Source organism: Aurantivibrio infirmus (assembly GCF_054767315.1).
On record NZ_BAAFSK010000001.1, the window covers coordinates 477,892 to 495,946 of the forward strand.

Below are 18,055 nucleotides of genomic sequence, written 5' to 3' on the forward strand. Positions count from 1 at the left end.
AGATGTTCTAAGTTACTGGCTGGTGCATTCGGTTTGCAGCCACTTCCCACTTTGGTCGACAGTCATTTCTTCGTTCTGGCCGTTCATAACAGTATTGATCGTGGCGTTAATCGTGAAATTTTTGCTGTCAATTATTTTTAGCTCGCCGCTTCCAGTAACGGGAGGGGTGCCAGAACAGCTGTAATTTACCTTAAAGCCATCAGCGGTTTCTTCCGTAATTGTTTGTTCACAACCATCGCTGGGTTTTGGCAGGATGTTATTTTTTGCCTCTTCTTCAGTGATGCAAACCTTGGCGGTGTAGCTTTGTAAGTTTAGATTGATGCCTCGCGAGGCCATCATGTTTTCGATCATCGCCCGCTGATCTGCAGGCATACTTTCCAACATTTGTTTTGCCTGGGCAATCGCGGCTTCAATTTGTCCGCTTTGACTAGTAATTTTAAAAGTGTGTTGCCAAAATCCAGGTTGGATCTTGGTTTCTGCTGCGTAATTTGAGTTGCAGAATAAGACTGCAAATAGGCAGGGTAGCGAGGTTTTGATAAATTTAGCAATTGTTTTTTTTGAATTTTCCATGACAACTCCTTTTGGATCTTTCAGTAAGTCTAATTAAACACTGTTTGAGAAAATTAATTTCGCGAGGCTATTCATTCTCTCTTATCCAATCCATTACGGTTTTATTCTTAATGGTCTGATCAAATGAATCTGTTAATTGCGTCATCACCTTGACGACCTTAGCATCTGTCATCAAGGAGGCAGGCATGCTTGATTCGGGTGCGCGCAATATTGCCAATACTTCTGTCAGCGGTAGCTTGTCGAGTGATCTAGCAGGTAATAACTGGTCGCCATCGATGGACACTGTGACAATCTTGTGAGAAATAAGTTTATTGGTGATCCGTTGGATAACTTCGGGGCCAACAGATAGGCGAGATTCCATCTCACTAATAGATGCGCCACCGCCATCGTTATCGAATTGCTTGGCAACGCGGTAGACAATATTTAATCCGGTATATTCATCTATCACAGCACTGGGCAGGTATCGGCGGGATCTGGTAATTTGATGGGCGTGTTGCGCGTAAAAAGAAACCGATGCACCGACCAGTAATATAAGCCAAGAAAGATTGAGCCAAATGATAAAAAATAAAGCCACCGCCCAGCTAGAATAAATGGCTGTATAGGTGGTAGAAAATTTCACAAAAAGTGTGAAGCCCCAAACGCTGGTTTGCCATCCTAGACCAGCTATTACCCCGCCGATTAATGCATATTTAACTTTCACTTTAGTGTTAGGAATAAACACGTAGAGAAAAGTAAACAGACCCATAATCACAATGTAGGGCATCACGCGGGATAGAATTCCGTACGCCCATCCTAAGGGTTGTATCTCGACTAGCTGCTTCACGATGTCGGAAGAAACAAAAAGGCTTTGCGCAGCGAACACCAAAGCGGGTCCAAAGGTAATAATACTGAGGTAGTTAGTGAAGCGTTGGCCAAATGTTCTCGTTTGGTTAACACGCCAAATTTCGTTAAAAGAGCGCTCTATTTTTTGTACTAAAGAGATTGCCGTATAAATAGCGAGACCGAGGGCTGTTACACCTAAAGCGCCACTGCGAATATTATTCACAAAGCCCAAAATCTTCTCGACGTACTCAAGGCCGGCACTCCCTAGCGGCGCCGCAAACTGTTCGAGAATCGGCTCCAGAGTATCGGTAATACCAAAAATGACGAGGACTGAAAAGGTTAATGCGAGAAAAGGGACAAGAGAAAGAATTGTGGTGAAGACCAGGCTCATTGCATGGAGTGTGATGTGGCCGCTAAGGACATCGCGGATTACGGCAAATCCCACGCGAACAGCGTGCCACAGGGCTTTGGATAGGCGAGTTTTGCGCTCGGTTTCTGCCTGCCACATCCAGGTGTCGATCTGAACAAGCCAGCTATCTACTTTTTGTTTCACCATAAGGTTAATGCCCGTCTCCGATCTAATCGGAGCATCCCGTAGATCCAAAAAGTGCTTAGCCTAGCAGATTTTCCCTAAGCACAATACTGGTCCAGTTCCACAATTGCTTCATTCCGGACTAATAAATTTGCGGGGTAATTATGTTATTATCCGGCGCAGAAACGGACTGACGTTGAATAGCAACCAAAGCTGAGAGAGCCCTATGAAGAAATTATTCCTTATCCCCCTTACTTGTTTTTTATTGGCTTGCGAAACAACCTATTACAGTGCAATGGAACAAGTCGGTGTTCACAAGCGAGACATTTTGGTTGACCGTGTTCAAGAAGGACGTGAGTCACAGTTAGATGCTCAAAAGCAGTTCCGATCAGCGTTAGAGCAATTTAAGTCTGTAGTGGATTTTGATGGCGGTAATCTCGAAAAACGTTACAACAAATTGAACAAAGAATTCGAAGCCAGTGAAGATTCCGCTGAAGAAATACATGAAAGAGTGGATGGAATCGAGTCAGTCGCCAAAGCACTTTTTAAAGAATGGAAGAGTGAGCTAGCAGAATATTCAAGCGCAAGTTTGCGACGACAGAGCCAAGAACAACTCAACGCGACTCAACGTCAGTACGACCAATTAATATCTGCAATGCGTAGCGCGGAAGCTAAACTTGATCCAGTCTTAGACGCCATGCGCGACCAGGTTTTATTTTTAAAACATAATCTAAATGCGAGCGCCATTAAGTCACTTAAAGGTGAGGTTGTTACCATAAATCGTGATGTCGATAGATTGTTAGCGGCGATGGAAGAAGCGATTAGCGAAGCGGATAAATTTATTTCGCAAATGAAGTCTTAACAGGTCTTAAGCTTCTGTTTTTCTCAGCCGATTTTTGATGGCTTGTTAGGCGCTTCTTTTGGCAACAGGCTTAGCTAATTTTCCGTCTCATAGGTATAGCCAACAACGTCTGTAATCTCGTCTGGATTAAGAGATCTATAAAGCGCATTGGCCGCACGATTTTCCGCTTCAGCGCCTAGCCAAACTTCTTCACATTCTTGCTTTGTCGCTATTTCCAACAACTTCTGCATAATGAACTTGCCGACTCCCTTTTGTCTTTGATCTGCGCAAACGTCAATCTCATCAACGTAAAGCCAAAGCTCCTCACCATAGGGTTTAATTTCAATTCGTGAAGACGCAATACCTAGTAATGTAGATCGATTCCTTGTTGTCTCATAACAAGCAAGAAATATAGTGTCCTCTCGTAATAGATAAGCTTTTAAAGCCGTCGCTGTGTACTCTGGGATTTCATTTGCAGCATCCCAGGCAGCATTATTTATTTCTGAAGCGACTTTTTCTAAGTCATCTTTCAGACTAAATATTTTAATGTCCATTTCAGCAAGGACCAGTCCTGTTGTCGCGAAACTTTGTACCGATACGTCTAACGCCGCGATGTAAGGGTTTTGTAAGTGCAGGCGAAGCCAGAGCTTATAAAAGTTCGCACGATTGCATTGTTATACACTGATAGCAGCAATTTTTTTCGCATTTTTTTCTATAAAAAATGCACCTATACCAAAAACAGCCACCATTGCGATAAGAGTAGATATACCGAGCGAAAGCCCCAAGACTATTGGAATTCTAGCAGTCGCAGCAGCAAGAACTCCTAAATATGCATAGGTAAAAAAGTAGTAATGATAGGTAAGCCATTTTTTATGTGGCTTTTTAACAGCGTAGTAATAACCCAATAGCACCCAAACTAAATTTAAAACAGCGAGAGGCTGAAAAAAAGTAAAACCATATTCTGGCCAAAACGCAAATGCCGTCAGGTTAACCAGTATCATGCTTGCTACAAATATCTTTCCTAGCCAAGTATGAAAAACATCTCCTTTTTTCCTTATGAGAACTGTAAGTCCACTAAGAAGTCCTGTAATTGCAAATGTAAGATGTATGTATGATATTAAGTCCATGGTTTCTCCTTGTGTGTATAACAGCTTAAATCTGTCTCCTATCCATCGTTGTCTTGGGCTTGGTTTTTACCACAGTCGCTTGTTAGGTACTTTTGGCTTTTGTTAGATTTTTTCTAATTGATTCCATACAGTAACTTCCTATTTCTATTGTATGCAAGAATAATCCACTATCTGCGTAGGTTTGCACCTCAAACTCGATTGCCTCCAAAGTATCTAGGCTAAAAAGCAGATTGTAAGCGTAATCTCTATTAGTAAATTTTAAATAAAAGCTAATATATGGGGGGATATTTCTCAAATCATGATACCAAGAAGCTGATATCTCCAATATGTAATCGTCATTGTCTAGAAAATATTTAGATACGCAAGGTGGAAATACAAGAGACTTGCCACCGATGGACAGTTCCATTTTTTCTATATCAAACATGCTTGGAGAAAACTTATCTGGTAACCCTAGCAAATTTTTATTTTCAAATGTAAGTATCGTATCTTGGTGTGAAAACACGAATATTGAATAAAACGATAGTAAGAGAAATGCGATTATCTTCATGCTAATTGATGCATAATGCCCCAATAACCGGGAGCTTCGCGAGGTCCGGCGACAAACGGGAGCGTAGTTGATAGGCCCGCTTTTTAAGGCCGATGCTTGTTGTGTCGGCCAAGATTGGATTGTTAAAAGTATTTTGTAATATCATCTGATTTCCGACATAGAAAAAATTCGATATCAAGGAACACATCGGACTCTTTTCGCAAATACTTACTTAACCCTGACGAAAAAAACCATACTGCAACTTGCTTCCCTGTCCGTTTTACTTCCTGAATCAACGGAACATAGTCCTCATCACCAGCAACTAAAATAGCCACATCATAATTGTTGTAATAGGCATTGCTAAGCATTTCAGTAGCTAACGTTATATCAACACGTTTAGAGCGATTATTACTATTCTTCTTGAAGACTCTAGGATCTGATATACCCAACGCTAGAAGTTCATCTTCAATGCTTTCAATTTTTTGCAGGTCGCCTCGCGCACAGGTGTAGTAAAAACTTCTGATTAATGTGCAATGCCTATGATTATGTCTATTTGCGTATTGTGACCACACATAAATATTTTCTAGATGTTTCACATGTTGAGGAATTTCAATTCCATTTTTTAAGATATAGTTTTTATATCTAATAGCTAAGTTCTCGCCATCAACGAATACCATGAATCTGCTATTTGGTGGAACAGATGTTGGCAAATAGTTTGGCATACCCTTACCTTTAACAACTTAATAAATAACATGGTCAGATGTAGGTATTCTTCCTACATCTAGATATAAATGTGCGCATGTAGGCAGAATACCTACATGCCCATGCGACGTATTTTCAAAAAGGTTTATTGATTAACATTTTTACCCTTAACCAAAGTGATGTTCATCACTCGGGAAAGTTCCTTTTTTAACGTCGTCTGCATATTTTAGTAAGGCATTTGGAATATCATCCGCTTCAGCCAAAAAGTTTTTTGCGAATTTTGGAGGTTGTGGAGTTAAGCCTAGGATGTCGTTGATTACTAAGACTTGAGCATCGGTATCGCGACCTGCACCAATTCCGATTGTTGGCATTTTTACGGATTCTGTTATTTTTTTTGCGAGCGCGATGGGTACGCATTCGAGGACTAATAAATCCGCGCCGGCTTCGTCCAAAAGTTTTGCGTCGCGTAAAATTTTATCGGCTTGTTCTTCATTTTTTCCTTGCACGCGAAAGCCGCCGAATTTGTTTACTGACTGTGGCGTTAAGCCTAAGTGTGCGCAAACAGGTATGCCACGTTCGCCTAACATTCTCACGGTGTCGGCAAGCCATTCGCCGCCTTCAATTTTTACCATGTTCGCACCGGCGCGCATGACTCTTGCTGCATTGCTAAGTGCTTGTTCGGGGGTGGCGTAGGTCATGAAAGGTAAGTCACCCATGATTAATGATTTATTGTTGCCGCGTTTTACCGCTTCGATGTGATAAATCATCTGTTCCATGGTGACGGGAATGGTGCTGTCGTAGCCGAGGACTGTCATACCTAAACTATCGCCGACTAATAAAACCTCGACACCAGTTTTTTGCGCCATCGCGGCCATGGGCGCGTCGTAGAGTGCGACGGTGACAAATTTTTCGCCTTCGCTTTTCATTTTTCGCAAGGTATTAATTGAGATAACTTTATCGAGTGCCGATTCTGAGGAAATTTTTCCGTAGGGCATGGGAGTTTTCCTATAACAAATGAAAAATCAGAAGAGCTTAAATAACAGCAGGATTGTAGTAATGTCGGCCGCTTTTTATTTTCAATAAATAAGCGACAAACTTTTTATAGTGATCGGGATTATCTACCAAGTCGATATCGGTTGAATTGACGATGAGTAAGGGAGATTCATTGTAGTAATGAAAAAAACGTGTGTAGGCTTCGTTTAGTTTGCGCAAATAATCGAAGTCGATTTGCTGTTCCATGGGTGTGCCGCGTTTGCGAATACGTTCATACAAGGTTTCGATGGGCGCTTGTAAATAGACAACGATGTCTGGGGTGATGGTATCGATAGTGAGTTGATCATAAACTTGTTGGTAAAGTCGAAACTCGTCGTTGTCTAAAGTGACTTGTGCAAACAGCTGATCTTTTTCCATTAAGAAATCGGCAATTCGCACAGGTTCGAACATATCGCCTTGGCGTAATTCTTGTAATTGTTTGGCGCGTTGAAATAAAAAGTGTAATTGGGTAGGAAGTGCAGAAGCTTTTTGATCTTCATAAAAGCGCTCTAAAAAAGGATTGTTTTCGGTGCTCTCTAATAAGGTTTCATAACCAAAACTTTTGGCGAGATTTTTTGCGAGTGTTGTTTTGCCAACACCAATCGGACCCTCTACAGCGATGTAACGGGGTATTGAATCTGGGTCGTGATCAATTTGTAAATTGAGAGCGGTGGCCACGGTTAAATCCTAATTTTAACGAGTCCCTCAGCAGGGCAGCGCGCTAATAATGACTGAAGAGATAGGCCATTGGGAAGTGTTAATTCCGGGCTAATCTCCGCCAGTGGGTAGAGTACAAAATTGCGCTCCATTAGGCGAGGGTGAGGAATGCTTAAATTTTCGTCAGCGACGGTGTCGCTACCGAAAAGCAGGATATCTAGATCCAATGTTCGCGCCGCCCAGCGTACTCGTCGCTCTCTGCCATGCTTAGCTTCAATGGCTTGTAGTGCGGTTAATAATTGCTGCGCGCTCAAAGCGGTTGTGATTTTTGCGACGCCATTGACATAGTCGGGCTGTTCTCCGGGGCCTATGGCCTTACTGCCATACCAGGATGACTGCGCGACGAGTTGTGTATCCGGGATGCTATTCAGGGCATCTAAGCCGTCGCATACCTTACGCATTGGGTCATCGAGGTTACTGCCGAGGGCAATGTAGGCATCAACTGTCATGATTCAAAGTTCTTCAGTTGAGCAGACTATTCGCTGCTGGCGGGCTTGCGACGACGGGGTCTTGAACGTCGCTTTCGGTTTGGGCCGCCATTATTTTTGGTCTGCGCGTCTTGTTCGCTGACCAGAGCAGCGCGTTGATCTTCGTTCGCTGCTTGGAAGTCCGTCCACCACTGCCCTAAACCCTGATGATCTTCTCCGGCTTGCTCGCGCAACAACAAAAAGTCATAGGCGGCACGAAAGCGAGGATGTTCAAGTGCGCGATAGGCTTGGTTCCCGGCACGTCTTGGCAGGCGCAGCTGCATATCCCAAATCTCTTTGATGGTTTGGGTAAAGCGGCGGGGGATGGCGACTCGCTGCACTTGCTCTCGCAATACTATTTGCCCCGCTTGTTGCATGGCGGGCAAGCCTTTCACGCCTTGTTTGTTGAGCTGGTGTTGCTCGCGAGCGACCGCTGGCCAGAGAATGACGGCAAAAATAAAGGCGGGGGTGACTCTTTTACCGGTATGAATTCTTGAATCAGTATTTGCCGCTGCTTGCTGAATGAGTTGGTCGATATAGCCACTATGCTGGCTTATAGGTAGCTCGCTTTCTGCTTCATTCGGTTTTGCGTCGAGTAAATGGGCAGTCGCTGGAAACAGGTAGCGAAATAGCCGCTGCTGTTTCAGTTCTTGGTAAGTTACCTCGGCATAGCCGGACATAAACAATTTTAGCGACTCATCAAATAAGCGTGCCGGGGGGATATTAATGAGTAGTTGCCCCAAGGCTTCGATGGGTTTCGCCGTTGAAGCTTCAATAGTAAAACCAAGTTTTGCGGCGAGTCTTGCCGCTCTTAGCATTCGCACGGGATCTTCTTGGTAGCGAGTTTCTGGGTCGCCGATCATTCTTACCAAGCCGTTTTTCACATCGTCGATGCCGTTGGCGTAGTCGATGATTTCATCTCGCCCTGGCGAGTAATAAAGTGCGTTCATGGTGAAATCACGACGCAAGGCATCGGACTGAATATCGCCGTAGACGTTATCGCGAATCAACATGCCGTTGGCGGCTTGCGTTGCTTGCGACTTGTTACCATCGTCATGATGGGCTCTGAACGTGGTGACTTCGGTGACCTCTCGACCCATGCGGACATGCACGATACGAAATCGTCGACCAATAATTCGGGCACTGCGAAACTGACTTTTAATTTGTTCAGGTGTTGCGCTGGTGGCAATGTCGAAATCTTTTGGTCTGCCTTCAACCAAAAGATCGCGGACGCCGCCCCCGACTAGATACGCTTGGTAGCCGGCCTTTTCTAGCTGCTCAATTATTTGCAGCGCACTGGAGCTGACTTGATAAGAGTGCACACCCAGATCTGATGCTGACAGAAGATTGGGAGCGAGATCTGTGACGGGGGATTTCTTCGAAAACAGCTTTTTAAGCATAAATAACGGACGCAGGGTATGGCGCCCAGTTGGCGCAAAGTGGGGGATTCTAGCACGTCGGTGAATCCTCGTCCCATGCGCTCGATGTGGCAATGATCCGTGATGAAGTACGCACTAGGTTGAACAAGGTAGGGTGGTTGAAGGGGGGGGGGGTGAATGGCATATCGCAGATAGCAAAACGGGAAAGCCTAGGCTTTCCCGTCAATTGTAACTTCACATCTAACTGTTGTTACATTCAATCAATATTGTTATTAGTCGGCTTCCTTGCTTGAATTTGCTAACTGGCAAACCCTCTCCAACTTATTAAGTCAGTATTTCTTATTTATTTTTATTGTTTTTTGTTGTTGTTTTCTGTTTTTGCTTTTTAATTATTATTTGTTGTTTTTATTGTAAAGATCGATAAAGCACGGTGTGTGCCAGGTTAAGAAAGGGCATGCAAAACAACAAGTTAAGTAATTTCGAAAGTTCCTCGGCGCGAGCTAATTATTTGCTTTCGTTACCGATGGTGTCAAAAAACGTTACGTAAGTCGAAATTGGTAACAGCTTATCGGCAAAAATTACCGCTTGTACGAATTTCGTTCGAAGGTGGGTGAGTCTTAACTGACAGATTTGATATCTGTGCTACCTGCTTTGTTTCTAGGTATGCCCAAACGCTGTCTACGTTCCCAAAGACACTTCCTGCTTACCCCTAATTTCCTGGCAAGTTCGGTTTCACTCATTGAATCTTGGTGTTCAAGAACAAAACGCTGAAAGTAATCTTCAAGTGATAAGTCTTCGGTGGGGTCGGTATCGTAGTTGCTGGGGGAGGAGGGCTTGGTTTTTACTTGGTCTTTGGCTTGAGCGAAAGGGTTGCTGTCATCTTCTTCAACATTGACTAGATCTAAGTCAATTCCGAGCAGATCATAGCTAATTTCATTGTCATCTTCGCAGAGAATGACGGCTCGCTGAATTGCGTTTTCCATTTCTCGGACGTTGCCCGGCCAGGTATAAGTGGTAATGGCTTGAATGGCTTCGGGAGAAAGTCGCAGAGAGGGCTTTTCGAATCTTTTGCAGTACTGCTGGAGCATGGTTTCCGCTAGCGCAATGATGTCGCGGCCTCGATCGCGCAAGGCGGGTAGGGAAAGCTGGATAACATTGATCCGATAAAACAGATCTTCTCGAAATTTCCCCTCGCGGGCGAGACTTGCGAGATTGCGATGTGTTGCGGCAACTAAGCGTACATCAACTTTGCGTGACTCGACTGAGCCAATCGGCCGTACTTCGCCTTCCTGTAGCACCCTTAATAGTCTGGCTTGTGCCTCAAGTGGGAGTTCGCCAATTTCATCGAGGAATAAGGTTCCATTGTCCGCCGCTGCCACTAAGCCTTCTCGAGTACTGGCAGCACCGGTAAAAGCGCCTTTTTCATGGCCGAATAATTCAGACTCGATCAGTGTTTCTGGAATCGCTGCGCAATTCACTGAAATCATTGCTTGGTCTTTGCGGGGGCTTTCGGCATGGATTGCTTTTGCGGCGAGTTCTTTACCTGTGCCGGTTTCACCTTGAATCAGCACGGTAGCACCTGTCGGGGCGACTTTGTGAATGCGGTTGTAGATGTCTTTCATGACGCTGCTGTTGCCGATCATACCGTTGATGGCAGCGCTGGATGTTTTTGATTTGTGCTTTTTCTGCGCCGCGGCAGTGGCTTTACCGATGGCTTGTTTGACGGCGGCGATCATTTTTTCATGATCAAAGGGTTTGGCAATATAGTCGACAGCCCCCATGCGCATTGAATCGACGGCCGATCGCAGGCTCGCGTAACTGGTCATGATCAAAACCGGGACATCTTCTGCAAGGCCTATTAGCTCGGTTCCCGGTGCGCCGGGTAAACGTAAGTCACTAATAATTAGGTCGAAATCGCTTAAGACATGTTTGTTAGAGGCTTCTTTTACAGACGCGGCGACGGCAACTTCATACTTGTTGCGCTCCAGTAACTTTCGCAGTGCGGTTCGAATGATAATCTCATCTTCAACAACTAGAATTCTATTCATGACTAAAATACAGATTTCGTTACGTTTTTCCACAGGACTCATTCTAAGTCGTGTAGGCGTGTAGAGGCGTAACATAATACCGGTAACAATCCGTGGTATCCAAGGACAATTTCTCGAAGAAGCTATTTTAGGTGCCAGCGGGGGCTTTCGTTCGGTATCGGAAAATAGCCGATTCTAGTTATGGTGAGCCTAGAACAGCGAGCGCAGATAGTGCTCGCGATAGCGCATAGGCTAGGAGGGAGTTCGTGGGAAACGCAAGGTGAAGCGGGTTCCTGTGCCACGGTGGGTATCAACAGGGCTAGTAATGTCTACCAAGCCATTGTGATCAGTGACGATGCTGTACACCATCGATAAGCCCAGTCCCGTTCCTTCACCGGGTTCTTTGGTGGTGAAGAAAGGCTCAAGGACTTTATCGATTTGAGAGGGGTCGATACCGTCACCCTCGTCCGTCACGGTTAAAAATAACGACTCTTCATTACTTGTTGCGGCGATTGTTACGGGCGAATCTTCGGGGCTTGCATCTCGGGCGTTGGACAATAAATTAATGAACACTTGAATCATTAGCTGGCTATCGCCCTGCATGGTCGTTTGTTGCGAAAGCTGGTTTACGAAGCGGACACTGGTTTTATCTTTTTGTAAGGAAAGGAGGTGAATTGCTTCGTCAGCGCAGGCGTGAACTTGAACCGTTTCCATTTCTCCGCGTTGTTGTCGGCCGGAATGCGAAAAGCTCACTAATGATTGCACAATGCGATCGATTCGTTCGGTCTGGAAAACGATTTGTTGCGCTGCTTCTAAAAGTTCTGGGTTTTTTGTTTCGTACAAAATATTTTGCGCCAAACAGGCGATGCCGGTAACCGGGTTACCAATTTCGTGTGCCACTCCCGCCGCTAAACGACCAACAGAAGCGAGACGTTCGCTATGAAGTAATTCATTTTCTAATTCTTTAATTTCGGTAACTTCGTCCACCATGATGACTTGGCCATCAGCGCTATTAAGCACTGGTCCTTCAATAATGGCTTTATGCAAACTAAACCAACGAGACTCATCATTAATCGTTGCGGATTCTTCGCGTGCATGTGCGTTCTTATTTTTTGTAAATTCCGTAATTAAGGTTTGCCAGGGCTCAGGTAAATTTTTCAGGTGGGAGCCGCTGACATCATCGCTTTTAATGCCGGTGAGTTCGGCCATTGCGTCGTTCCACATGAGGATTTCGTGATCAGGACCGAGAGAACAAATTGCCATGGGCAATTCTTGCAAGGTTTTTCGGTAATACAATCGCAAGTTATTTAATTCTGCGGCGACACCACTAAAAGCACGTTCGTTTGAGAATTGTGTTTCGATTAAATTAATGTCTGCGGTTCTTGAACTTGAAGGCGATTTATAAGGAAGACTTTGTTCAATAATTTCAGTTGCCACAGAAATGCCGAGTAAGCCAGAGAGATTTGCTTCAAGGCGATCGCGTAAGCGACGCAATGCATACGGGCGTCTTTCATTGTTCCGTAAGTTTAATTGTTTTAAAGCGCGATCAACTTCTTGAGTGGCGGTATCGCTACCAATTACATCCCCGAGACGTTGTTTGAATTCACTGACTTTGTGAACATCTAGAATGGAGCGCACGTGATGAATGGTTTCATCTGCGGTACACAATTCAGCACTGTATTGTTCTTCTGGGCTGGATTTTCGAGCTAAGGAAAATAAGATAAAAGTTAATACATTTAGTCCGAGTGCCCATAGCGTAATTTGATTCCAATATTCAAAACCCAGGGGGATTTGTGTTTCGATTCCGGGAATCAAAATTAATTTAGTGCCGGACAGCATCGGTGCCAATAGACCAAAAAACCAAATACCGGTGCCAACAGCTAGACCTGCGATAAAACCTAGGCTGTTCCCCCTCGGCCAGTAAGCGATTGCGATGATGCCGGGTAAAAATTGTAGCGCTTGGATAAAAGCGAGTAAGGCTAAATTCGTTAAGGAGTATTTGTCGCCGAGCAATAAGAAAAACAAATAGCCGACAATAAATATCGCCAAAATTAAAAATCGTCGCAACCACAATACTGTTGAATAAATTCCCTGCCGGGAATCTAGTCGCAATACAGGTAGCAACCAATGGTTTAACACCATGGTGGTGATCGATAAAGTTATCGCGACTTGAGCGCCGGTAGCAGCAGAAAGACCCCCAATAAAGGCGAGTAGGGTTAAGCTCATTGAATTAGCTTGCAGCGGTACACCGATAGTGAAATATTCTTTGGGTACTAAACTTTTTAATTCTATGCCGGCCCACAAGATTGGAAAAATAGGTAAGGCTAAAAACAATAAAAACAGCGGGAACGCCCAGCTTACTTTGTCCATTGCATTTTTCCCGGGGCTTTCAACAATGCTCATGTGAAAGACGTGGGGCATTGCCACAGCGGTTGCAATAAATACGAGGAGCAGGGTATGTGAAGAACTTTCACGCACGGGCGTTTGTAACGATTGTAAATTCTCGGGGTTTTCTAGCAGCCAGTTATCTAAACCATCGAAGCCGCCGAACACGCCCCATAAAGAAAATATTCCTATGGATAATATCGCAAATACTTTTATTAGTGATTCGAAAGCTAGCGCGGTAACTAAGCCGCGATGTTTTTCACGTTTTGAGCCAAATAAAATGGTAAAAATTGCCAGCACTAAACAGTAAGCTAAGGCGAGAACTTCGCGGAAAGTGAAACCTGTATTTTCAAGACTGAGTGTAGATGCGGGATTTGCGGTGAGTAAATTAAAACTGTTTGCAATCGCTTGCAGCTGTAAGCCGAGTAGAGGTAAAACTGCTAGTAACATTCCCAGTGTGGCGATCGTGCCTACAGTCAAGCTGTGATACCGAAAGACTAATAGATCCGCTAAGGAATGAATTTGATGTCGTCGCGCAATTTCTGCTAAAGGTGAAAGCGCGACAGGTGCAAATAGAAAAACTGCGCCGGTTCCTAGGTAGTAGGCTAGTGCGCCGTAACCGTATTCAGATGCTAAATCTATCACGCCATAAAATGACCAGGCACTGGCGAATACACCTAGGGATAAAATATAAGTAATAGGGTGTCGAACCACTGAATTGGGCACCCAGCCTTTTTCGGTAATGTAAGCGATACCAAATAAGACCAATAGATAGCTGATGCAAATTAAGGCGATGGCCCAAATATTAAATGCCATTATTTTTTTGCCGTGTTTGAATGTAGTAAGCAACAATGATCGCGACAACCCAGATTAAATAAGGTCGGTACCATGCACCATTTGGATCGATCATCCAGGTAAATAAAGTGGGCGAGAAAATATAAAGCGCTAACAGCAACAAAATGAGCGGACGAGTTTTCATATTTTTTATTGCTCGGTGTTGTTTTTAAGATTGCTAAAATGAGTGCTATTTGGGTTCACTTATTCTTTTACAGGTATTGCCATTGTTTGTGGAATATTTTTTCTATTCCAATGCTTGCAAGCCCAGGTTAATAATTCGCTTACCTTTAGCTGATCGTCGGTGTCAGGTAGTGTTTGCCCGAGAAATTTTAATGCGCGCTTTAAATTTAATTCCGCATCTTTATCGCTGATGGATGTTGCACCATGCTGTTTACTGAGTTTTTGGCCGCGATCGTTAGTAGCAACTGGCACATGACCAAAACGAGGTGGTGTTGCGGCCAGTAATTGAAATAAAAAAAGTTGTTGTGGTGTTGAGTCGAGTAAGTCGCTTCCTCGAATCACATGGGTTATTCCTTGAAAAATATCATCAACGACGACGGCTAGTTGATAGGCAAACAATCTGTCTTTGCGCCTAACAATAAAATCCCCAGATTCCTTTTTAAGGTCAAACGCTTGCTCGCCAAAAAATATATCTGAGAAATTTATCGTCGTAGGAATGTTTTTATATCGATCCCCTAAGTCACTCACTTTTAATCGTAAGGCAGATGCTTTCTCGGATTCTTTCACCAAGCTTAGATCTTGCTTTAAAAATGCCAGTGGGTCGGTTTTGTCTCTGCATTTACCCAAATAGATGTTGCCTTGTGCGGCGACTGCCTTACGGGTGCAGTAGCAGGGGTAAAGTAAACCTTGTTGTTGTAAAAATTTAATTGCGTCTAAATATGCGCTGTTGCGCTGACTTTGGTACAGAATGTCGCCATCCCAATGAAGTCCATGGGCGTCAAGAGAGTTTAATATTTCGTTCGCGGCGCCTGGAATCTCGCGGGGCGGGTCTAAGTCCTCCATTCGCACTAACCATATTCCCCCTTCTGATTTTGCGTCTAGGTAGCTCGCCACTGCGCTGACCAAGGAGCCAAAATGCAATGGTCCGCTAGGAGAAGGCGCAAAGCGACCTATGTACTGAGGGCTTGCCTGCTGTGGTTGTGTCGGTAATTCTTGTTCGACCATTGTTGCTCTGTACAGTTATTGTCGTTGCGCTATTTTGGCTGGTCGAGTGTTAGATGCAAGCGCAAAAATTAAAGTACTTGGATTACTGAGATAAATTTGGTGAGAAGAATACAGGTAAGGTTGCGGTCGAAGTTGCCGTTTAATTTTAAGTGGGGGGGGTTACGGCTAAGCGAGCTGCTTAGCCGTAGGTATTCGTCGGGTAAATCAAGAACTAGCCGCTTATTTGCCGTTCTTTGATTTCGTCGAGGGTTTTACAGTCCACACAAAGCGTGGCAGTTGGCCGCGCTTCTAAGCGCCGAATGCCAATCTCTACACCACAAGCATCACAGAAGCCGTAATCATCAGCATCGATAAGTTCTATGGTGCTATCGATCTTTTTGATTAGTTTACGTTCGCGATCTCGAGTTCTGAGCTCAAGACTAAAAGCTTCTTCTTGGCTAGCCCGATCTGCCGGATCTGGGGGATTGGAGGCGTCATCTTTCATGTGACTCATGGTTCGATCGACTTCTTCCATAAGTTCTTTTTTCCACGCAAGCAATAGACCCTTAAAATGTTCTCGCTGGGTCTCACTCATGTATTCCTCACCCTTTTTTTCTTTGTAGGGGGTGAATCCATGCATGCTAAAGCTTTCAGTTTTAGTCGTCTTTGCTGCGGTTTTTTTAGGAGCCGCTTTAGTTGCAGACTTGGGCATGTGAGCAGGCCTCTTTCTCAACACAATATTTTTTAGTGGTCCAGAGGCCAAATAGTATGCCTTCGGGACCCCGGTTTTTGAACCGTGCAACCTACCAGAACTCTTATCCCTGTGCCAGCGATTTTTGGTGTCCAAACTACCCAAGATAGTCTTTATTTATCGAAACTAGCTATGGATCTCAGAAAAATGTTAATAGTGTCTTGCAAGGCTCTTGGGCGGGGAGAACCGTCAATATTTCGCCAAAGAATGTCAGGGTATTGGTTAGCGAGTATTTAGGAAAATTATGGAATTTAATCCGCCATTGATTAAGGCGAAATTATTAAAACGCTACAAACGGTTTTTGGCTGACGTCCAATTTAACGATGGCAGTATTGTGACAGTTCATTGCCCCAATACAGGATCGATGAAAAATTGTTTAGTTGAAAACAGCGATTGTTGGTTGTCATCGTCGGACAATCCAAAACGAAAATATCGCTATACCTGGGAAATTGCGACAGTACTGGCAGGGAAGAAAGCCGGAGTAAATACCGGCCGCGCAAACGCCCTTGTCGCAGAGGCGCTTGATAGAGGATTGATAAAAGAGTTACAAGGTTATACCTCGATTACCAAAGAAGTCCCTTATGGTGAGGAAAATTCCCGCATCGACTTTTTGTTGTCAGGCCATCCCACACGCAACCACCACGCGTGTTACCTAGAAGTTAAAAATGTTACTTATGGTGAAGTGAGTGGCCAAGGGTTATTTCCCGATGCTGTGAGTGTGAGAGGCCAGAAACACCTGCGTGAATTAAAGTCGATGGCAGAGCAGGGGCAGCGTGCAGTGTTGCTATATTGTGTTCAGCATTCTGGAATCGAATGGGTAGAGGTCGCCGCGAATGTTGATCCTAGCTATGCGGCGTCACTTCACGAAGCAGTGGATGCCGGTGTCGAAGTTTATGCTTATCGGGCGACACTTTCAGCGAATGAAATAGTACTTAAAGAGGCCATTCCGTTTAAGAATAAATAAGGCGGTGCAACTATTTTACTTTTTGAAGGGAATTTTCTTTTACGCATAGAAAGTTATCGGCATTGGTGTGACTCTCAATTCTTTGTAATGATTGTCCAATACATGGGCCGGCCACGCACTGGCCATCTTCGATTCTGAATAGAGCCCCGTGGCTTTTACATTGGATGAGTTCTCCGTCGGCATCCATAAATTGATCGGCGACCCAATTTAATGGTAGCCCTACATGAGGACAGCGGTTCAGATAAACTTGAAAATCTTTTTGAGTTTTAATTGCAAATAATTGCAGGCCATTTTGGTCGAAGCCTTTGCCTGTCTTCGGATCAATGTCTGAAATATGGCAAAGAATTAAATCGGCGTCGTTTGGTAGGCTCATATGGCGATGAAGGGAGAATGCTTTATTATTTTTGTAGCTTCAAAACTTGTTTATTTAATTGATTTATTTTGTCTGCCATTTCTTCAACGAGGCTTAGGCAAACCTGCGGTTGGTGAGCAACTAAATCTAAAAACTCCCCTTTTTTAACGGCTAAAACGCTACAGCTACCGGTCGCTTTTACCGTTGCATTTCGGTGTTGGCGAGTGAATACCGCCATCGCACCAAATATTTCTTCGCTGCCGATTTCTCCGACCTTGATGTCATCATGGAAAACGTCAGCGCTGCCTTCCAGCATGGTATAAACACACTCTGCTTCGTCACCTTGAGAAATAATTACATCACCATCATCGAAATTTAAAAATCCCGTCGCCGGCTTAAATTGTTTTGGCATTTCTTGAGCTAGCGCTTCACGATAATAAGCGGCCTGGCACACCAAATAGAACGCCCAATGTTTTTGTAGTAATTCACTGCTGTTGACGTGTTTAAATAACTCGTCACGATGGTAAGGGATCAAGCGGACCGGGTCTTCCGCGCGGATCAGACCTTCAGGAAGTTGCAATGATCTACCGAGTCCGATGAGATCGCCGGCTTCGATAATGCAGATGTTTTTTTGGTTTTGTTCGCAGAGTAGCTGACCTTCTTCCACTAAAAACAGTTGGGTAGCGGCAAGTGACGCAAACACGTCGTTTTTATTGCTGACTTCTATCGCATCGCCACTAGCCTTAAGGCCCTGAAGCAGCTCTTTGGTAAGGCCGCGAAGTTGTTCAGCGATATGGGATAGAGAGGCGTTTTGTTTGTCGGGAAGTCGCATGATGTATTACGTCAGCCAGCTGTTAAAA

At 44.3% G+C, this 18,055-nt stretch carries 18 protein-coding genes; 2 read left to right on the forward strand and 16 right to left on the reverse strand.

The genetic code is table 11. The features are described from left to right. Window positions 1-12 precede the first annotated feature (12 nt). Both ACYUCY_RS02335 and ACYUCY_RS02340 read right to left on the reverse strand, forming a co-directional pair. Entirely contained in the window at window positions 13-570 is a 558-nt protein-coding gene (locus ACYUCY_RS02335) for a DUF3617 domain-containing protein (RefSeq protein ID WP_460224833.1), read from the reverse strand. 67 nt (window positions 571-637) lie between these two features. Then, on the reverse strand, window positions 638-1,948 hold the full coding sequence (locus ACYUCY_RS02340; protein ID WP_460224834.1) for a YihY/virulence factor BrkB family protein: 1,311 nt from the start codon (window positions 1,946-1,948) through the stop codon (window positions 638-640). A 202-nt stretch (window positions 1,949-2,150) separates the two neighbouring features. Here ACYUCY_RS02340 and ACYUCY_RS02345 point away from each other — a divergent pair, with 202 nt between their 5' ends. Further along, window positions 2,151-2,786, forward strand: a complete 636-nt coding sequence (locus ACYUCY_RS02345; RefSeq protein ID WP_460224835.1) for a DUF2959 domain-containing protein — start codon at window positions 2,151-2,153, stop codon at window positions 2,784-2,786. A 74-nt stretch (window positions 2,787-2,860) separates the two neighbouring features. Here the strand turns inward: ACYUCY_RS02345 and ACYUCY_RS02350 are convergent, their stop codons facing one another. From ACYUCY_RS02350 to dksA, 12 genes are all read right to left on the reverse strand, one after another. Continuing rightward, the gene (locus ACYUCY_RS02350; RefSeq protein ID WP_460224836.1) at window positions 2,861-3,319 is read right to left on the reverse strand and encodes a GNAT family N-acetyltransferase; all 459 of its coding nucleotides are present in this window, start codon (window positions 3,317-3,319) and stop codon (window positions 2,861-2,863) included. A gap of 120 nt (window positions 3,320-3,439) precedes the next feature. Further along, complete coding sequence (locus ACYUCY_RS02355) at window positions 3,440-3,892, reverse strand: DUF2306 domain-containing protein (RefSeq protein WP_460224837.1); 453 nt, start codon at window positions 3,890-3,892, stop codon at window positions 3,440-3,442. A 669-nt stretch (window positions 3,893-4,561) separates the two neighbouring features. Then, on the reverse strand, window positions 4,562-5,140 hold the full coding sequence (locus tag ACYUCY_RS02360; RefSeq protein ID WP_460224838.1) for an NYN domain-containing protein: 579 nt from the start codon (window positions 5,138-5,140) through the stop codon (window positions 4,562-4,564). Between the two features lie 147 nt (window positions 5,141-5,287). After that, window positions 5,288-6,115 carry a 3-methyl-2-oxobutanoate hydroxymethyltransferase gene (gene panB, locus ACYUCY_RS02365; protein ID WP_460224839.1) on the reverse strand — a complete coding sequence of 276 codons (828 nt, stop codon included), beginning with the start codon at window positions 6,113-6,115 and terminating at the stop codon, window positions 5,288-5,290. Window positions 6,116-6,152: 37 nt separating this feature from the next. Continuing rightward, the gene (locus ACYUCY_RS02370; protein WP_460224840.1) at window positions 6,153-6,830 is read right to left on the reverse strand and encodes a deoxynucleoside kinase; all 678 of its coding nucleotides are present in this window, start codon (window positions 6,828-6,830) and stop codon (window positions 6,153-6,155) included. A 2-nt stretch (window positions 6,831-6,832) separates the two neighbouring features. Continuing rightward, complete coding sequence (gene folK / locus ACYUCY_RS02375; protein WP_460224841.1) at window positions 6,833-7,318, reverse strand: 2-amino-4-hydroxy-6-hydroxymethyldihydropteridine diphosphokinase; 486 nt, start codon at window positions 7,316-7,318, stop codon at window positions 6,833-6,835. Window positions 7,319-7,344: 26 nt separating this feature from the next. Next, entirely contained in the window at window positions 7,345-8,736 is a 1,392-nt protein-coding gene (pcnB, locus tag ACYUCY_RS02380) for a polynucleotide adenylyltransferase PcnB (RefSeq protein ID WP_460224842.1), read from the reverse strand. Between the two features lie 596 nt (window positions 8,737-9,332). Beyond that, window positions 9,333-10,763 (reverse strand): sigma-54-dependent transcriptional regulator, encoded by a 1,431-nt coding sequence (locus tag ACYUCY_RS02385; protein ID WP_460225104.1) that lies wholly within the window; start codon window positions 10,761-10,763, stop codon window positions 9,333-9,335. A 231-nt stretch (window positions 10,764-10,994) separates the two neighbouring features. After that, window positions 10,995-13,943 (reverse strand): ATP-binding protein, encoded by a 2,949-nt coding sequence (locus ACYUCY_RS02390; RefSeq protein WP_460224843.1) that lies wholly within the window; start codon window positions 13,941-13,943, stop codon window positions 10,995-10,997. Beyond that, window positions 13,933-14,106: a hypothetical protein gene (locus ACYUCY_RS02395; protein ID WP_460224844.1), complete on the reverse strand. Its 174-nt coding sequence runs from the start codon at window positions 14,104-14,106 to the stop codon at window positions 13,933-13,935. The genes ACYUCY_RS02390 and ACYUCY_RS02395 overlap by 11 nt, the downstream gene beginning before the upstream one ends. Window positions 14,107-14,165: 59 nt before the next feature. Then, on the reverse strand, window positions 14,166-15,149 hold the full coding sequence (gene gluQRS / locus ACYUCY_RS02400; protein ID WP_460224845.1) for a tRNA glutamyl-Q(34) synthetase GluQRS: 984 nt from the start codon (window positions 15,147-15,149) through the stop codon (window positions 14,166-14,168). A gap of 211 nt (window positions 15,150-15,360) precedes the next feature. Next, window positions 15,361-15,840 (reverse strand): RNA polymerase-binding protein DksA, encoded by a 480-nt coding sequence (dksA, locus tag ACYUCY_RS02405; protein WP_460224846.1) that lies wholly within the window; start codon window positions 15,838-15,840, stop codon window positions 15,361-15,363. Window positions 15,841-16,123: 283 nt separating this feature from the next. On the opposite strand from dksA, the gene sfsA reads away from it, so the two are divergent. Further along, window positions 16,124-16,843 carry a DNA/RNA nuclease SfsA gene (gene sfsA, locus ACYUCY_RS02410; RefSeq protein ID WP_460224847.1) on the forward strand — a complete coding sequence of 240 codons (720 nt, stop codon included), beginning with the start codon at window positions 16,124-16,126 and terminating at the stop codon, window positions 16,841-16,843. Between the two features lie 10 nt (window positions 16,844-16,853). On the opposite strand, the gene ACYUCY_RS02415 is transcribed toward sfsA, so the two are convergent. Both ACYUCY_RS02415 and ACYUCY_RS02420 read right to left on the reverse strand, forming a co-directional pair. Next, complete coding sequence (locus tag ACYUCY_RS02415) at window positions 16,854-17,216, reverse strand: Rieske (2Fe-2S) protein (RefSeq protein ID WP_460224848.1); 363 nt, start codon at window positions 17,214-17,216, stop codon at window positions 16,854-16,856. Window positions 17,217-17,241: 25 nt separating this feature from the next. Next, on the reverse strand, window positions 17,242-18,027 hold the full coding sequence (locus ACYUCY_RS02420; RefSeq protein WP_460224849.1) for a cyclic nucleotide-binding domain-containing protein: 786 nt from the start codon (window positions 18,025-18,027) through the stop codon (window positions 17,242-17,244). Window positions 18,028-18,055: the final 28 nt, after the last annotated feature.

What these genes read in the sequence shown, in the direction of transcription:
- folK (WP_460224841.1), bottom strand. Translation starts at nt 7,318, where the DNA reads ATGACAGTTGATGCCTACATTGCCCTCGGCAGTAACCTCGATGACCCA.
- sfsA (WP_460224847.1), top strand. Translation starts at nt 16,124, where the DNA reads ATGGAATTTAATCCGCCATTGATTAAGGCGAAATTATTAAAACGCTAC.
- ACYUCY_RS02390 (WP_460224843.1), bottom strand. Translation starts at nt 13,943, where the DNA reads ATGGCATTTAATATTTGGGCCATCGCCTTAATTTGCATCAGCTATCTA.
- ACYUCY_RS02355 (WP_460224837.1), bottom strand. Translation starts at nt 3,892, where the DNA reads ATGGACTTAATATCATACATACATCTTACATTTGCAATTACAGGACTT.
- ACYUCY_RS02415 (WP_460224848.1), bottom strand. Translation starts at nt 17,216, where the DNA reads ATGAGCCTACCAAACGACGCCGATTTAATTCTTTGCCATATTTCAGAC.
- pcnB (WP_460224842.1), bottom strand. Translation starts at nt 8,736, where the DNA reads ATGCTTAAAAAGCTGTTTTCGAAGAAATCCCCCGTCACAGATCTCGCT.
- ACYUCY_RS02360 (WP_460224838.1), bottom strand. Translation starts at nt 5,140, where the DNA reads ATGCCAAACTATTTGCCAACATCTGTTCCACCAAATAGCAGATTCATG.
- ACYUCY_RS02340 (WP_460224834.1), bottom strand. Translation starts at nt 1,948, where the DNA reads ATGGTGAAACAAAAAGTAGATAGCTGGCTTGTTCAGATCGACACCTGG.
- ACYUCY_RS02345 (WP_460224835.1), top strand. Translation starts at nt 2,151, where the DNA reads ATGAAGAAATTATTCCTTATCCCCCTTACTTGTTTTTTATTGGCTTGC.
- ACYUCY_RS02335 (WP_460224833.1), bottom strand. Translation starts at nt 570, where the DNA reads ATGGAAAATTCAAAAAAAACAATTGCTAAATTTATCAAAACCTCGCTA.
- gluQRS (WP_460224845.1), bottom strand. Translation starts at nt 15,149, where the DNA reads ATGGTCGAACAAGAATTACCGACACAACCACAGCAGGCAAGCCCTCAG.
- ACYUCY_RS02385 (WP_460225104.1), bottom strand. Translation starts at nt 10,763, where the DNA reads ATGAATAGAATTCTAGTTGTTGAAGATGAGATTATCATTCGAACCGCA.
- ACYUCY_RS02420 (WP_460224849.1), bottom strand. Translation starts at nt 18,027, where the DNA reads ATGCGACTTCCCGACAAACAAAACGCCTCTCTATCCCATATCGCTGAA.
- ACYUCY_RS02395 (WP_460224844.1), bottom strand. Translation starts at nt 14,106, where the DNA reads ATGAAAACTCGTCCGCTCATTTTGTTGCTGTTAGCGCTTTATATTTTC.
- ACYUCY_RS02350 (WP_460224836.1), bottom strand. Translation starts at nt 3,319, where the DNA reads ATGGACATTAAAATATTTAGTCTGAAAGATGACTTAGAAAAAGTCGCT.
- panB (WP_460224839.1), bottom strand. Translation starts at nt 6,115, where the DNA reads ATGCCCTACGGAAAAATTTCCTCAGAATCGGCACTCGATAAAGTTATC.
- dksA (WP_460224846.1), bottom strand. Translation starts at nt 15,840, where the DNA reads ATGCCCAAGTCTGCAACTAAAGCGGCTCCTAAAAAAACCGCAGCAAAG.